The following is a 16,229-nucleotide window of genomic DNA, read 5'->3' on the forward strand; positions in this document are numbered from 1 at the left end:
GGCCCGATTCGCGTCGTATGTGCCGAAAGATCAGCCGACGGTGGCGGATTCGATGACGACGTCATCGACCGGCACGTCTTGGTGCATGCCCGCCGAGGACGTGGCGACGCCCGCGATCTTGTCGACCACCTCGGTGCCTTCGCTCACCGCACCGAAGACGGTGTAGCCCCAGCCCGCGGGGGTGGGTGCGGAGTGGTTGAGGAAATCGTTGTCGGAGACGTTGATGAAGAACTGCGCGGTGGCCGAGTGCGGGTCGTTGGTACGCGCCATCGCGACGGTGTACTTGGTGTTCTTCAAGCCGTTGTTCGCTTCGTTCTGGATCGGGGCGTTGGTGCCCTTCTGGCGCAGACCGGGCTCGAACCCGCCGCCCTGGATCATGAAGCCGGGGATGACGCGGTGGAAGATCGTGCCGTTGTAGTGGCCCGCGTTCACGTAGTCCACGAAATTGCGCACCGTGTTCGGCGCTTTCTGATCGTCCAGTTCGAGGACGATCGGTCCGTAGTTCGTCGTGAGATTAACCTTGGTCATAGGCCCACCTTTCCATTGTGCTCGTCATCGGTCAGCACTACGGGGTCTGTTGGCCGCCCATAGCGGGTTCCGGACGACATTTTCCAGCCCGTCGGCACAACATTCTGGCAGTCTGTTCCGAACATACTGAGGACCCGGGATTTCTCCCGGCCACGCGCCGCCCGCGCGAACAGACGGGCAGATAGCATTGCCAACCGTGCCCGACGCCGCAACCGCTGTTCTGACGAAACCACCCGCTGCCCCGGTGGTGAACCCGAACGATTTCCGGACCGCCCGCCTCATCGCACTCCTGGCCGGGTTGCTCGGCGCTCTGTTCGCATTGGCGACGCCGTTCTTACCGGTCACGCAGACCACCGCGGTGCTGAATTGGCCGCAGGGTGGCACGATCGGCAATGTCCAGGCGCCGCTGATGTCGCAGGTCCCGATCGACCTGAAGGCGACGATCCCGTGCGAAACGATCGCCCAGCTGCCCGAGCGGGGCGGCATGCTGCTGGCCACCGCGCCGCCGCAGGGCGACCGGGCCGCGCTGGAGGCCCTGTTCGTGCGGGTCTCGGAGACCTCGGTGGACGTGATCGACCGCAACGCGGTCGTGGTGTCCGCCGACCGGAGCCGCATGGGCGAGTGCACGTCGCTGAGCATCAGCTCCGACAGCGAACGCACCTACGGTGTGTTCAACGGGCTCACCAAGCAGGTTGAGCGGCCGGTCGAGGGTGGGGCGCCCGGGGCGAGCGAGCTGGTCACCGTACCGGTGGAGGGGCAGCTCAGCGGCGATCTGCGGCCCCAGGTGGTCGGCGTGTTCTCCGATCTGAAGGGCGCGGCGCCCGCCGGACTGGCGTTCGACATGACGGTCGACACCCGGTTCTCCTCGAGCCCGACCGCGATCAAGCTGATCGCGATGATCGCGGCGGTGCTGTGCACCTTGATCGCGCTGGCGGCGCTGGCCCGTCTCGACAGCAGTGACGGGCGCGGGCACCGCCGGTTCCTGCCCGCGAACTGGCTGAAGCCGACCTGGGCGGACGGCGCGGTGGTCGGCACGCTGCTGCTGTGGCACTTCGCGGGCGCGAACACCTCCGACGACGGCTACATCCTCAGCATGGTGCGGGTGGCCCCGCACGCGGGCTACATGGCCAACTACTTCCGCTGGTACGGCGTGCCGGAGGCGCCGTTCGGCTGGTACTACTACGTGATCGAGGTCTTCGCGGAGATCTCGACGGCCAGCCCCTGGGTGCGGTTGCCCGCGCTGGCCTGCGCGATCCTGTGCTGGCTTGTGATCAGCCGCGAGGTCGTGCCCCGCCTCGGCCGCGGCGTGCGCACCAGCAAGGTGGCGCTGTGGACCGGCGGACTGGTGTTCCTGGCGTTCTGGCTGCCGTTCGACAACGGCCTGCGCTCGGAGCCGATCGTCGCGCTCGGCGCGCTGCTGACCTGGGTGTCGATCGAGCGGGCCATCGCGACCGGTCGCCTGCTGCCCGCCGCGGTGGCCATCCTGGTCGCGGCGTTCACGCTGGCCGCCGCGCCCACCGGCCTGATGTGTGTGGCGGCGTTGCTGGCCGGTATCCGTCCCATGGTGCGCATCGTGGTGCGCAAGCATCGGCGGTTCGCGGCGGTGGGCGCGGGACGGTGGGGTTCGACGCTGCCGCTGCTCGCGCCGATCGCCGCCGCGGGTGTGCTCGTGCTGACCGTGGTCTACAGCGACCAGACGTTTGCGGGCATTCAGGAAGCCAACCGAGTGCGTCAGGTGACCGGGCCGAACCTGGCCTGGTACGAGGACTACCTGCGCTACTACTACCTGTTCGTGGAGACGGTCGACGGCTCGCTGTCGCGCCGGTTCGCCTTCCTGGTGATGCTGCTGTGCCTGTTCACCACCATGCTGGTGCTGCTGCGGCGCAGGCAGGTGCCGGGTATCGCGAGCGGGCCGACCTGGCGGCTGATGGGCGTGGTCTTCGGAACCATCTTCTTCATGATGTTCAACCCGACCAAGTGGACCCACCACTTCGGCGCCTACGCGGGCATCGCGGGCTCGCTGGCGGCGGTCACCGCGGTCGCGGTCTCGGCGAGCGCGCTGCGGGCCCGTAAGAACCGGGCGATTTTCCTGGCCGGGTTGCTGTTCGTGCTGGCGGTGGCGTTCTCCGGCATCAACGGCTACTGGTATGTCTCCAGCTTCGGCGTGCCGTGGTTCGACAAGCGCATCTCGCTGCACGGTTACCAGTCGAACACCATCATGCTCATGCTGTTCGGCTTGGCGCTCGCGCTGGTCGGCTGGTACACGCTGCGGGAGGACTACACCAAGCCGCAACCGTCGGCGAAGACGGCGCGCGGAAGGCGCATCCGCCGGTTCGCCGCGATTCCGCTGACCGTGGTCGCCGCGCTGATGGTCGCGCTCGAGGTGCTCTCGCTGGTCAAAGGCGCGGTCTCGCAGTATCCGGCGTACTCGCTGGCCCGGTCGAACATCGACGCGCTCGGCGGAAGCACCTGCGGCCTGGCCAACGACGTGCTCGTGGAGCCGGACCCCAACGGCGGCAAGCTGGAGCCGATCATCGATCCCGCGCGGCCGCTGACCAATCCGGCCGACCCGCTCGCGGGCGTCGATCCGGTCGGATTCGACCCCAACGGCGTGCCCAACGATCTGTCCGCCGACAGTGTCGAGGTCAAGCCGGGCACCGGCAACACCTCCACCCAGTCGGTCGGCGCGGCGTTCGCGGAGGGGCAGAGCGCGGGCACCGGCGGCGGTCAGGGCGCGCTCGGCGTCAACGGCTCCACCGTCGCCCTGCCGTTCGGCCTGGACCCGGCGACCACGCCGATCCTCGGCAGCTACCAGAACGGCGTGCAGCAGCCCGCGAACGTCACTTCGAGCTGGTACCAGCTGCCCGCCCGTTCGGCGGACAAGCCGCTGGTGGTGATCTCGGCAGCGGGACGCATCCTCTCCTTCGACGACACCGGCGCGATGAAGTACGGCCAGTCGCTGACCGTCGACTACGGCAAGCGGCTGCCCGACGGCAGCGTGCAAAAGCTCGGTACCTACCTGCCGCGCGACATCGGCCCGTTCCCGTCCTGGCGCAACCTGCGGGTGCCGGTGGACGAGATCGCGCCCGACGCCGACGCGGTCCGGATCGTCGCCAACGACCCGATCCTGATCGGGGATCAGTGGCTGGCGTTCACGCCGCCGCGGATGCCGGAGTTGCGGTCGCTCAACAGCTTGCTGGGGTCGCTGCAGCCGATTCTGCTCGACTGGGCGGTGGGCTTGCAGTTCCCGTGCCAGCGGCCGTTCGATCACCGCAACGGCGTGGCCGAGGTGCCCGGTTACCGCATCCTGCCGGACCGTCCGCTGGCCATCAGCTCGACGAACACCTGGCAGGCCGAGGAATTCGGCGGCCCGCTCGGGTTCGCGCAGATGCTGGCGAAGTCCGTAACCATGCCCACCTATCTGAAGGACGACTGGGCGCGTGACTGGGGCTCACTGGAGCGCTACGACCAGTACGACCGCAACGCGGCCCCGGCGAAGCTGGACACCGGCACGGTGACCCGCTCGGGCTTGTGGTCCCCGGGCAACCTGCGAGTGTTCTGATCCACCGGGGGATCCCGGACAGCACAGGGCCGTCGCGTCGGTATAACCGCCGATCCGACGGCCCTGTCGTTGTCACCACGCGGCCCGAGCCGCCCGCCCGCTGAGCGATTTATACACACATCAGTGTGTACGCGCTGGGGAGACTGAACCGAGCGGGCGATTTGACCGATACCGACGTCGAAACCGCACTCAGCCGCCTCGCGCGCGCCACTGACTCGCCATCCGCTACTGAACCTGACCAAAGGTGCCTGGACCCGGCGGGCTGCGTTCAGGCTGAGCGATGCTCTCTATGTCGAGTTCGCCGAGCAACTGGACATCCCGTTGATCACCACAGACGGCCGCCTCGCTCGAGCATCCGCACGCGCCGAGGACATCCGCGCTGCGGCGCACTCGCGGGAATAGCGTCAGCTGCTAGCCGGCTATCGGGCTGAGCGGCGCCCGAGCCCAGACACAGGGCCGCCGCGCAGGAGAATCCCGCGCGGCGGCCCTGCCGTGTTACGCCGGTGCTGTACCGGGCGCTCAGACCTTCAGTCGAAGACCGAGCTCGCGCCGGAGCACTTCTTGCGCAGGGAGGCGGCCGAGCACGCGCAGCACCGCAGGCCGCAGCTCCCGTTGTTCCTCTTCGCTGAGCAGTCCGACAAGATCGCGCAGATCCATATCATCGAATGCCGTTGTCATGGCATTCAGATTAAGGCCGGCGACCCGATTCGTCCTGCGATGCATAGCCACAGGTGGGAGCATATTTTTCAGACCGGACAACCGGTTTACTGCCCGGAACGGTCGTAACGCGCCCGCGCGGCGATCACCTCGTCCATGCGCGCCTCCGCCCACGCTTTCACCGCGCTCATGACGGGCTGGAGGCTGTGGCCCAGCGCAGTGAGTTCGTATTCGACGCGAACCGGGACTTCCGCGGTGATCCGCCGCTCCACCAAGCCGTCGCGCTCCAATACGCGCAGCGTCTGAGTGAGCATCTTCGGGCTCACGCCCGCGATGGTCCGGTTCAGCTCCGCGTAGCGCAGCGGGCCGTCGGCGAGCGCGGCGAGCACCAGGCTCACCCATTTGTCACTGATGCGGTCCAGCAACTGCCGGGTGGGGCACTCGGCGATGTACGCGTCGTATCGCTGTTTGGCCATGTCACGGCGCTGCGCCGCAGTCATCGTCGCCATCGGAGCACCTCGCTGTCTCTAATGCACTTCCAGGTAACTACTACCCGACAGATAGTAACTGCTCTTAGGTTGGTCGGCGGACGAGAGAAAGGAACGTCATGCGTGCAGTAGTAGTCCGCCGGACGGACGTGGTGGAGATCGTGGAAGTGCCTACGCCGCAGCCGGGTCCGGGCACGATCCGCATCGCGGTCGCGGCGGCGACGGTGAATCCCGTGGATTTGATGGTGCGTGCGGGTGTGGGCGGCACGCCGTTCGCCGCGCCGCGCGAGCAGTGGGGGATCGGCTGGGATGTCGCGGGCACGGTGGACGCGATCGGAGCGGGTGTCACGGAGTTCACCGTGGGTCAGTCAGTGATCGGCATCAGCGACCGGCTCGACGTCTCTCTCGGCGCGCAGGCCGACTACGTGGTGCTGGAGGCCGGGAACGTCGCGCCCGCTCCGCTTTCGGTGTCCGCGGTGCAGGCGGCCACGATTCCACTCAACGGTCTCACCGCGATCCAGGCGGTGCGCGCGCTGGATCCGGCGTCCACCCACACGCTGCTGGTCACCGGAGCGGCCGGAGGGGTAGGCGGTTTCGCCGTCGAACTGGCGGCGGCACGCGGAGTCCGGGTGGTCGCCTCGGCCTCGCCCGCCGACGAGGACACCGTCCGTGCGCTGGGCGCCACCGATTTCGTTCCTCGCGAGGCGTCCCTCCCCGATGCCGTACGCACGCTGATCCCCGGCGGCGTCGATGCCGCCCTGGACACCGCCGCACTCGGCCCGCAGACCCTCGCGGCAGTGCGCGGCGGCGGGCGGTTCGTGTCGATCAGCGTTCCCAACACCCCGATCCCGTTGCGTGGCATCGATGTGCGCACGGTCCTGGTCCGGGCGGACCGTGCCCAACTCGACGACTTGGTCGCGCGAGTGGATGCGGGCGAACTCACCCTCCGCGTAGCCGAGACCCTTCCCCTCACCTCCGTCGCCGACGCCCACCGACGCCTGGCCGCCGGAGGCCTCCGCGGCCGCCTGGTTCTAGTGCCCTGATCAGCCGTTACCGGGCACACGGCCGCGTAGTCAGTGGAGTCATCGACGGTGGGACGCTGTGCGATTCGGTGCGCATCAGCGTCCCACCGCCGGATCAGCGGATGCGGATGGGGTCGTCGTTGGAGAGGCCGTCGCGAGTTTCGACGGTGACGTCGATGGTGGCGGGTTCGGCGTCCGGATCGTAGAGGGTGAATCTTTCGAGGGAGCCCCAGTCGCGTGCCCAGTCGCGGTCGAGGTAGGTGGGGACGGTCTGGGATTTCAGAAGCAGGCCGGTCCAGCCGAGTGGGCCGCCGCCGATGTCGTCCTGCCAGGCGTTGGAGGCGTCGGAGCCGACGCGGTCGGGCAGGATTCGCCACTGCGGGATCTCGCCCACGCCGTCCTTGTGGTCGAACGGCCGCTGGCACGGGAAAGCCAGACCGACGTGCCAGTCGAGCAGCACCGGATCCCGCGATCCCACCACGGAATTCAACGTCGCCAGCTTGGGCAGCCGGGGCGGGGTGACGGCCAGCCACTGCTTGGGCGTGATGTCGTTGTCGACCGCGATCAGCCGCACCGCGTTCACTTCCACCGGCAGCTGATCCAGCGGCACCCGCAGGTTGCGCCAGGACGGCGCGGGACCGATGTCCAGCGGATCGATCGAGCCGAGCGTGCGCACCTCGCCGTCCGCGCCGCGGACGCCGTACTCCAGGTGCAGTTCCTGCCCGTAGGTGAGCACGCCGTCGGCGTCGACCGACCGGATCCGGCCCGCAGCGGTGATCGCGAGCACCTGGTAGGTGGGGTCGTGGCGCATGCTGTCGGTCAGGTCGAGCCGGTACCACTGGGTGGTCAGCTTCGCCTGCTGCTGTTCGCCGTCCTGGTAGCTGCCGAGCACCGGGGTCTCGGCCGGGTCCAGGCCGAACGGCAGCGCGACGGAGCTGCCGTTGACGCCCACCTGCTCGGTGGTGCCGCCTCCGGTGCCCGCGCCGGTGGTCTTGGTGGTCTTGTTCTCGGAATCCCCCTCCACCGAGTTCGCGCCGCCGCTGACCGTTTCCTCGGCGTCGGCGGTGAGGTCACGCGCGACCCCGTTCGGTGTGAATCCCTTGTTCTGCGCCGCCAATCCGTCCGCGGGCGATCCGGTCAACGGTTGCAGCAGCGAATCGGCGGTGTCGGTCTCCACCAGCACTTCGTTCGCCAGGGCGCACGAATCCCCGCGCATCGATTCCACGTTCGACTTGGTGATCGAGTACGCGGGGTACTGCGTGGCCGCGGCTTTGGTGAGTGAGGCGATCTCGAATATCACCAGCAGTGCGGCGGCCACGGTCAGCGGTGCCGACGCCCAGCGATCGAATCGGCGTGGCGCCGAGGCGTTCTCGCGCCGGTACGGCTCGCGGTAGTGCTGCCAGATGGCCACCAGCAACGCGACGCCGCTGAGGCCGAGGAACAACGTGGACAGCCCCTTACCGGCGATCAGCGGCGCTTTGTCCCACCACGGCACACCGTAGCTGGACACGTACCACCACCCGTTCGATCCGGTGAAGGTCACCGCGAGCAGGAACAGCACGGCGGCGGCGAACAGGGCGCGGTTGCGCGGCGAGCGAATGCCGGTGGTGCCCACCGCGACCGCGGCGAGCGCGGCCAGCGATCCGGCCAGTCCGGCGTACACGCCGAAGTGGTGCGTCCACTTGGTGGGGGTGAACATCATCAGGAACAGCGACGCGAACACGATGCCGAGAATGCGCACCGAAGGGCCGCGAGAGGTGCCGGGAATCCGTCCTTTGCGCAGTACTTGCAGCACGCAGACCAGCAGGCACAGCAGCATCACCAGCACGCCGAACCGCCGCGCCAGCGAACCGTCGGGCGAAAGCATGAGCAGCGAGTCCCAGCGGGTGCGCTCGTCGAACCACGCGACGTTCGGGCCGACGATCGTGCGAACGCGGGTGGCCTCGAGCACCGTAGCCAGCGTCTGGTCGGCGAAGATCACGATGAGCACCAGCGTGCCCGCGGCAAGGCCCGGTGCGAGCAGCGCGGCGAATCGGAAGATCGTGGCAGCTCGGGACGGCTTGCGCACGTCCGCGGGCGCGTTCACCGCGGCCGCGGCTTCGGCGGAGCCGGCCGCGGCCGCGTCCGCGTCGGGGCCGGTCCGGACCGGGACGACCCCGCGCGCACGTTTGATGAAGATCAGCAGCACCGGTCGCGAGCCGGCGATCAGCGCCGCGATGCAGATCAGGCCGGTGGGACCCGCCGCGAGCGAGAACGCGGCGATCAGCACGGCCACCGCGGCGGGCAGCAGCCGTCCGGTCGCGATGGCGCGTTCGATCGAGCACCAGGTGAGCAGCGCGCCCGCGGCGATCAGCGGCTCGGGGCGCAGACCGTTGTCGTAGGGCAGCCAGAAGGCGAGGAACACCAGGCCCGCCGTCCACAGCGCGACCTTGTTGCGCCGCACCCTGGCGCCGAGGCGCGGCAGCACCTCCCGGCTGATCACCAGCCAGCAGATCACCCCGGCCAGCAAGGTGGGCAGCCGCATCCACAGGCTGGCGTCGGAGATCCGCGCCATCCAGGCCAGCACCTCGTAGGACCAGCCGAACGGAGCCTCGGGCACCGCGAACCATCGGTAGTAATTCGCCATATAGCCCGCGTGCTCGGAGGCGCGCGCCATGTTCAGGATGTAGCCGTCATCGGAGGTGTTCGCCCCGATGACGTGCCACAGCGCCAATATCCCCAGCACGACGCCGTCCGCGGGAGTGACCCGCCACCAGTGCGCGGGCAGGAACCGCCGCGGTTTGCGTCCGTCGGTTGTGTCCAGCAGATGCAGTGCGACGAGAGCGACCAGCGTGAATACGGCGGCGGCGATCATCGCGGCCAGCTTCAGCGGCGACGGCGTCGAGGAGAAACGGGAGTCGATGTCGGCGTGCACCTGCGCGCCGGTGAGCCGCCCGGCGTCCAGATCGGTGAACACGCCCACCATCTGCGGCCGGATGTCCCGGGTGACCGTGGACCGGAACGGCGTGCCGTCCTGCCGGGTCACGCCGGTGAGTTCGGCGGTCGTCGCGGCGGCGTTCGACTCGATGTCTAGCGTGGCGCAGGAGCCGACCTCGGCCAGCGGCGCCGACAGCAGTGGGACGTCCCGCAGCACAACCGACAGCGCTCCGTCGGCGACCGAGACCACCAGCCCCTTGGTCGCCGCCTGACCGGAGGCCACCGGAGCGGTGGACAGCAGGGTGCCCGCCGCTCCGATCTCGCCCGTCAGCGAGCAGGGCAGCGTCGCGCGAAACCGCAGCGGCTCGTAGGACACCAGCGGCGCCGCGACGCTCGCCGCGCCGGGCTCGGGCCAGTCGAGGCTCGCCCGATCCTGCCGTACCGGCAGCAGCGGAGCCAGCAACGCCAGCAGGAATCCGAGAAGCCCGGAGACGAGGGCGATCCAGCGGATACGGGTGAACGCTCGAGAAGATCGGTCCGGTCGCACGGTGGTTGATGCTAGCTACCGTCCGGTGTGATCCCGACTGCCCCCGACGAGCGCAGCGTATGAACGTCCCAAAGCCATACGTCCTCGACTCGCGTCGGCGTGAATCCGAGCAGCTGGGTGACGGTCTCGCGCAGCACATCACCGTTCTTCGTCGCGGGCAGCACCAGGACGTCGGCGTGCCAGTACCGCAGGTCCTCCAGCGCGCGGGCACGCACGTCGGCGTCGATCGGCGGCACCACGCCGGTGTCCTGCGCCTGTACCAGCAGCGCGGTGGTCGGGCGGGTCTCGGGGCCGTAGATGCCTTTCCCGGTCGTGCTGGTCGGGCCGACGAAGTAACCACCCGCCAAGGGGAAGGAGAAGCCGGCGTCGGCTTGCCACCGCAGCGCCCGCGCGTCGGGCGGCCGGGGCGGCGGCACCATGACCACCGAGCCGTCGCCGACGTAGCGGCGGACCGTGCCGTCGGCGAAGAAATCCGGCGTCGGTGCGCGTTCGACCACCGGGAGGATGGTCGGCGTCAGCGGCAGCAGCGCACAGGCGACCGCGGCGAACCACGCGAGCGGCATCCAGTCTCCGGCCGATTGCCTCCAGGTGCGCACCGCCTGTTCGCTCGCCAGCGCGAGCACCACCGCGATGGCGGGGATCGCGGCCATGCTGAGCCTGCTCTCCAGCACCGTGTTCAGCAGCGGCACCTCTTCGGCCCACCGCCACGGCAGTTCGATGCCGGTCGGCTGTTTGCCGATGGTGGCGACCGCGCCCAGCGACAGCACGCCGAAGACCGCGATCACCACGCCCGCGGCACGCACCACACGGTCGCGCCACAGCAGTCCCAGCGTGAACACCACCACGAGCAGCAGCGGCCAGCCGAAGTACGCGTTCTGCTCGGTCGGGTTGATCGCCACGTTCTCCCCGGGCGCGAACACCCCGCCCAGCGATTCGGACGGGAACTGCACCAGCGCTTCGAGGTCGTTGCCCATCGGCCCGTGGTCGATCGAGCGATAGCTCTGCGGACCGAAGAACTGCCACCACAGCGGGATCTCGGCCAGCGCCAGCGTGATCACGGCGGCCAGCCCGAGGGTGGGGGTGATCCGCCGCGTCACGCGCAGCGCGGTGCCCGGCGCATGCAGGTAGTAGACGACCGCGAACAGCGAGAACGCGAGCACGAAGATCAACAGCGGTTCCTCGCCGAGCGCGATCTGCATGGCCACCAGCAGTCCGAGGACGACGGCATCGCGCACCCGTCCGTGCGGCCGGTCCGGCTCCGTCCCGGCCGCTCGTCGCGCCATCCGGATCAACCGGCCCGCGATGATCGGGAGCAGCAGCAAGACGACGAAGTTCGGGTGCGCGTTGGCGTGCGAGATCATTCCCGGCGCGAAGCCGCAGAACAGTCCCCCGATCACCGCCGCGACCCGTGCGTCGACGAGTTCCCGGGCGAAGAGGCGATACCAGGCGAACGCCGTCCCGGCCAGGCCGAGGGTGAGCACGAGCACGAACGTGACAGTGGGTCCGAAAAGCAGGGTGATCGGTGTGAGCGGCACGCCGACGCCGAACATGGCCGTATTGGCCATCATGTTCACCCCGGCCGGGAAGTTCTGCAGGTGCGTGCCGAGGGGGTTGCTCAGAGTCGCCACCGAGTGCGCCGTGACGGCGAAGAACCACTCCCACATCGTCTGGTCCTGACCGCTTTTGATCAGGTATCCGCTGTCGGTGTCGCGCCACTGGCCCGAGAGCACCGCCGCGGCCAGCGCAAGGTAGCCGACGCCGACGAGCGGATTGCCGCTGGTTCGAAGGCGGGGCGTCCGGCGGGCGCGCACGGGGCGGGTGAGCACTCCGGCCGCCGTCGCCTCGTCCGCCGCGACCGCGACCGCCGCCGATCCCGCCTCTTCGCCGGTCTCGACGTCCTGTGCTCGTGTCACCCGGGCATCACTCCTCGACAGCGCCTCCGTACCCAACCACGCTGTGCGTGGACCGACAAACGAGAGGAGTAACCACTTCGCGCGAGTTCAATCGCGGCGAATTCGGGGAGTGGCGGGGGTCAGGTCAGCGGCGGACGGTGACGAGGGTGAACGGCCCGATGTCGGTGGTGGTGAAACGCGCGTCGGCGAACAGTTCCTTGGGGAAGCTCACCGTGTAGCGGGCCACGTTCGGGTCGTTCGGGTAGACGTCCTTGGCCAGCCGCAAGGTGTAGGCGTCGCCGCTGCGCCGGAACAGGAACGCGTCCGGCGCGCGCCACGGGCTCGCGGCCAGTGCGTCGAGCAGTTCCTGCGGCGTCTTCAGCTTGCTCCAGCCCTCGATGGCTCCCGCGCGGCCGGTGAAGTCGGCGAGCGGATTGGCGTAATGCGAGGTGAGCGCTTGGAAGCCGAAGTAGGGATAGAAGGACAGGAAGCTGGTGTCGGCGGTGAGCACCACCGTGTCCGAGCGTGGTCGACCGGTCTGCGCGGTGAGCGCCGCGTCTACCTTCGGATAGAACGACACCGCCGAAGGGGCCCGTTGATCGGCCCGCTTTCCGTCGCCGTCGGTATCCGTGTAGGCGGTGGTGATCTCCGAGGCCAGGACGTGCGGGATGTGCTGGGCGAAGGCCAAGGCGCCGATCGTCGCGACGACGATCGCCATCAGCCGGAACCGGGCGGGCTCGTTCAACGCCTGATAGATCGCCCGCGCGCCTTCGACGAACCCGAACGCGCCCGCGACGGACAGCAGCACCAGCAGCACCGGCTCGAGGCGGAACGACAGCAGCGTGGTGCCCGCCGCGGTGACCGCCATGGACAGCAGCGTCCAGAGGTAGATCGCCGCCACCCCGATCCCCAGTGCCTGTGCCCGTCGCGACGACGCGGCGCGCAGCACCAGCCACACCGTGCCGAGCAGGCACAGTGCTCCGAGCAGGGAGAACTCGAACATCGGCAGCGGCAGCCGCGCGCCCGCTTCCGGCAGGTAGTGCAGGGCGGTGCCAGAACTCGCGGTCGTGCTGCGCAGCGCCTTGGCCAGGTACGGCGCCCACACGAGAAGGGCGACGAGACCGGAGATCATCGCGATCACCACCAGCCGAGACAGCGGCGGCACCGCCGCGCGCCACGCGGGTCGGCCCGAGCCGGTTGCCGCGCGGGCGCGGCGTGGATGGTCGGCGGCGCGCTGCGAACGCACCGCGAGCACGGCCGCCAGCAGCCCCATCACAGCGACCGCGAAGGCGGCGACCAGGAAGTAGAGGGTGTAGAACGTGGCCGCCCAGCCGAGAAACAGTCCGGTGCCGACGACCGCGCCCCAACCACCGGCGGTGCGATCGGCATCCTCCGCCGTCGAGCCCGACCGGACGTCCTCCTGCGGCCGGTACAGCGCGCCCCAGGCGAGCACGAGCACGGGCGGCAGCAGCACCACGATGACCGCGCTGTACGCCTCGGGCGCGGCATAGGCCACCGTCACCGCTGTGCTCGCCGCCGCGACGCCCACGGCCCAGTCCGCGCGGATCAGCTGCGACCACAGCACCAGCGCGACGACCGCGGCCACCGCGAGTAAGCCGATCGCGTACGGCTTGAACACCTCCCAGCCGTCCATGCCGAGCAGATTCGCCGCGCGCCCGCCGATCCAGAACCAGCCCGCGGGGTAGAACGGCGGCAGATCCGCGTACGTCATGTCGCGCAGCGCCGCGGAATCGGTGAGCCGGGTGAGGAATCCGGTGCGGAATTCCTGATCCACCGAGACGCCGAACAGATACAACTCGGTCGCCGCCAGCGGCATGCCGAGGGTGAAGGTGACGAAGGTCGAGATCCCGGCCCAGGACAGCAGTTTCGCGGCCCACGGCCACTTGTGCAGCCGTAGCAGCGCGATCGCGACCGCGAGCATCACCGCCGCGCCGACCTGCCCCACCGTGGTCAGCGCCCTGGTCACGTTCGAGGAGTTGAACGCGGGCCACTGCACCATCGAGAACGCGACGAGCCCGGCGGCGGCCACCACCGCGGCGACGGTCGCCGCGAGCGCGGCCTCACCGGCTCCGGAGGCGACCTGCCGCAGCAGCAGCGCCGTCCGGCTCGGCGGGCGCACCGGCTCGGCGGGGCGCGGGGGCGCGTCACCCGTCGTGGTCACCGTGCTCAACGGACCGCTCCGCGCTCGTCACACTCGATTACTCGCATGGCGCCTCCGGAATCACTGGGTCGACTCGTCGAACGATAAATGCCCGCGTGATCGATGACCACGCGGGCACCGGGTCCGAGCCCGTTCGCCGAGACTCAGATCGGCAGTCGGCGGAAGATCGCGCGCGGGACGTGCCGCAGCACCATCATCACGTAGCGGAAGCCGCCTGGCGCCCAGACCAGTTCCTTCCCCTTCTGGGAGGCCGCGACCGCCAGCGCCGCCACATCTTCCTTGTCGACGGTGAGCGGGGCCTCTTTGACATGCGCCGAGAACTTGGTCCGCACCATCCCCGGCCGGATCACCAGCACGCGCGGGCCGTGCGGGCGCAGCGCCTCGCCGAGGCCGAGGTAGAAACCGTCCAGGCCGGCTTTGGTCGACCCGTAGACGAAGTTCGAGCGCCGCACCCGTTCACCGGCGACGGAGGACAGGACGATGATCCGCCCGAAGCCCTGCGCCTTCATCTTCTCGCCGACCAGCACGCCGACCGAAACCGCGGCGGTGTAGTTGACCTGGGCGACCCGCACCGCCTTGCGCTGGTTGCGCCACAGTTCCTCGGGGTCGCCGTCGAGGGCGAAAGCGACGATGGCGACGTCCACGTCGCCCGTGTCCCACGCGGCGTCGATCACCTTGGGGTGCCCGTCGGTGTCGAGCGCGTCGAAGTCGACGACGTTGACCTGGCTCGCGCCCGCTGCCTTCATCTGGGCGACCGCGGCCTCACGCAGCGGATCGCCGGGCAGCGCCGCGAGGGTGATGCGCGCGGGCCCCTTCTTCAGGTACTCCGCGCAGATTGCCAAGCCGATCTCCGAGGTGCCACCCAGCAGCAGAATCGACTGCGGGTTACCAACGGCATTGATCACTGCAGCTCCAGCCTTCTCGCCATATCGGACATGAAAACGCCTGTGGGATCGACGCTGCGGCGGACCTTGATCCACTCGTCGATCCGGGGATACATCTTGTGGAAGGTCTCGGCGGTTGTCCGCGAGTCCTTCGCCGTGTACAGCCGCCCGCCGAACTCGAGCACCCGCCGGTCGAGTTCGCCGACCAGCTCGTTGAGGCCCGGCTTGATCGGGAAGTCGACGCAGATGTTCCAGCCCGGCATCGGGAAGCTCAGCGGGGCCTGGTTGCCCGGCCCGAACAGCTTGAACACGTTCAGCGCCGAGTAGTGCCCGGACGCCTGGATATCGATGATGATCCGCTTGAACTCCTCGACCGCCTCGGTCGGCACCACGAACTGGTACTGGAGGAAGCCGTTGGAGCCGTAGCCGCGGTTCCACTCCGCGATCATGTCCAGCGGGTGATAGAACTGCGTCAGGTTCTGCACCTTGCCGGTGTAGTTGCCGCCCATCCGGTAGTACGCCTCGCCGATGGACATCAGCGTCAGCTTGTTCATCGTCCAGTTCGGGAAGATGTCCGGGACGGTCATCAGCTGCGGCGCGTCGAACTTCAGCGGCTTGCTGCGCAGCCGCTTGGGCAGTTCGTCGAGCTTGGCCAGCCTGCCCCGGGTGATCGTGGCGCGGCCCAGCTTGGGCAGCGGACTGATCACGTCGAACCAGGCGCTCGAGTAGGTGTAGTTCGACTCGCTGCCGTCGCTGTGCGCGGCGATGGTCTCGTCGAGGGTCGTGGTCTTCACGCCGTCGTTGAGGAAGTAGGCGGTCTCCGTCGGCACCATCTCGATGGTCGCGCGCAGGATGATGCCGGTGAGCCCGTTGCCGCCGACGGTGGCCCAGAACAGCTTGGCGTTGCGCTTCGGCGTGATGTGCTGCACCTGCCCGTCGGCGGTCAGCAGATCGATCGAGCGCACGTGGTTGCCGAAGCTGCCCTCGCTGTGATGGTTCTTGCCGTGGATGTCGGAGGCGATCGCGCCGCCGATGGTCACCTGGCGGGTGCCGGGTAGCACCGGCACCCAGAGCCCGAACGGCAGCGCGGCCTTCATGAGCTGGTCCAGGCTGACGCCGCCGTCCACGTCCACGATGCGGGTGTCGCGGTCGATGCGGTGGACGTTGTTCAGCGCGGTCATGTCGACGACCAGGCCGCCCGCGTTCTGCGCGTGGTCGCCGTAGGAGCGGCCGAGGCCGCGGGCGATCACGCCGCGCCGCAGGTGGGCGGGCTTGCCGTCGTTGTCCTCGGCGACCATGGCCACAGCCTTGGCGATCAGTTCGGGATCGCTGGTCGAGAGCACTTCGGAAGAGGTGGGTGCGGTGCGACCCCACCCGGTCAACGTACGGGTGCGCGTCGGGAGAGTGAACGCGTTCCCGGCGGCGGGGTCGTCGTTCGTGACGCCGGCGCCCTTGTCGTTCCCGGTTGTCTTGGTGGCGGTCGGAGCTTTCGTGGACATCGGCATAGAGGCTACAGGTATGACGGCAGATGGGGACGGGGTCGCTACACCC

General features: G+C 69.0%; 10 protein-coding genes. 2 read left to right on the forward strand and 8 right to left on the reverse strand.

Annotation, left to right across the window (positions count from 1 at the left end):
• Positions 1–30: 30 nt before the first annotated feature.
• Positions 31–528: a peptidyl-prolyl cis-trans isomerase gene (locus K8O92_09650; protein UAK34125.1), complete on the reverse strand. Its 498-nt coding sequence runs from the start codon at positions 526–528 to the stop codon at positions 31–33.
• 196 nt (positions 529–724) lie between these two features.
• Between K8O92_09650 and K8O92_09655 the strand changes: the two genes are divergently transcribed.
• On the forward strand, positions 725–4,090 hold the full coding sequence (locus K8O92_09655) for an arabinosyltransferase domain-containing protein (protein ID UAK34126.1): 3,366 nt from the start codon (positions 725–727) through the stop codon (positions 4,088–4,090).
• A 519-nt stretch (positions 4,091–4,609) separates the two neighbouring features.
• Here the strand turns inward: K8O92_09655 and K8O92_09660 are convergent.
• Both K8O92_09660 and K8O92_09665 read right to left on the reverse strand, forming a co-directional pair.
• The gene (locus K8O92_09660; protein ID UAK36117.1) at positions 4,610–4,819 is read right to left on the reverse strand and encodes a hypothetical protein; all 210 of its coding nucleotides are present in this window, start codon (positions 4,817–4,819) and stop codon (positions 4,610–4,612) included.
• A 35-nt stretch (positions 4,820–4,854) separates the two neighbouring features.
• Positions 4,855–5,256, reverse strand: a complete 402-nt coding sequence (locus K8O92_09665; GenBank protein UAK34127.1) for a helix-turn-helix transcriptional regulator — start codon at positions 5,254–5,256, stop codon at positions 4,855–4,857.
• Between the two features lie 98 nt (positions 5,257–5,354).
• On the opposite strand from K8O92_09665, the gene K8O92_09670 reads away from it, so the two are divergent.
• Entirely contained in the window at positions 5,355–6,278 is a 924-nt protein-coding gene (locus K8O92_09670; GenBank protein UAK34128.1) for an NADP-dependent oxidoreductase, read from the forward strand.
• 94 nt (positions 6,279–6,372) lie between these two features.
• Here K8O92_09670 and K8O92_09675 read toward each other — a convergent pair whose 3' ends face one another.
• The 5 genes from K8O92_09675 to K8O92_09695 all read right to left on the reverse strand — a co-directional run bounded on the left by K8O92_09675 (position 6,373) and on the right by K8O92_09695 (position 16,060).
• A complete protein-coding gene (locus K8O92_09675) occupies positions 6,373–9,720 on the reverse strand; it encodes an arabinosyltransferase domain-containing protein (protein ID UAK34129.1) in 3,348 nt (1,115 codons plus the stop codon).
• Positions 9,721–9,731: 11 nt separating this feature from the next.
• On the reverse strand, positions 9,732–11,633 hold the full coding sequence (locus K8O92_09680) for a glycosyl transferase (protein ID UAK34130.1): 1,902 nt from the start codon (positions 11,631–11,633) through the stop codon (positions 9,732–9,734).
• Positions 11,634–11,757: 124 nt separating this feature from the next.
• Complete coding sequence (locus K8O92_09685; protein UAK35567.1) at positions 11,758–13,794, reverse strand: galactan 5-O-arabinofuranosyltransferase; 2,037 nt, start codon at positions 13,792–13,794, stop codon at positions 11,758–11,760.
• A gap of 143 nt (positions 13,795–13,937) precedes the next feature.
• The gene (locus K8O92_09690) at positions 13,938–14,699 is read right to left on the reverse strand and encodes a decaprenylphospho-beta-D-erythro-pentofuranosid-2-ulose 2-reductase (GenBank protein UAK34131.1); all 762 of its coding nucleotides are present in this window, start codon (positions 14,697–14,699) and stop codon (positions 13,938–13,940) included.
• Positions 14,696–16,060: an FAD-binding oxidoreductase gene (locus K8O92_09695; GenBank protein ID UAK35568.1), complete on the reverse strand. Its 1,365-nt coding sequence runs from the start codon at positions 16,058–16,060 to the stop codon at positions 14,696–14,698. The genes K8O92_09690 and K8O92_09695 overlap by 4 nt, the downstream gene beginning before the upstream one ends.
• Positions 16,061–16,229: the final 169 nt, after the last annotated feature.

The sequence above is a fragment of the Nocardia asteroides genome (assembly GCA_019930625.1).
GTDB classification, from domain to species: Bacteria; Actinomycetota; Actinomycetes; order Mycobacteriales; family Mycobacteriaceae; genus Nocardia; species Nocardia sputi.

Coding starts and splice junctions, on each gene's coding strand:
- K8O92_09650 (UAK34125.1), bottom strand. CDS start 528: ATGACCAAGGTTAATCTCACGACGAACTACGGACCGATCGTCCTCGAA.
- K8O92_09665 (UAK34127.1), bottom strand. CDS start 5,256: ATGGCGACGATGACTGCGGCGCAGCGCCGTGACATGGCCAAACAGCGA.
- K8O92_09670 (UAK34128.1), top strand. CDS start 5,355: ATGCGTGCAGTAGTAGTCCGCCGGACGGACGTGGTGGAGATCGTGGAA.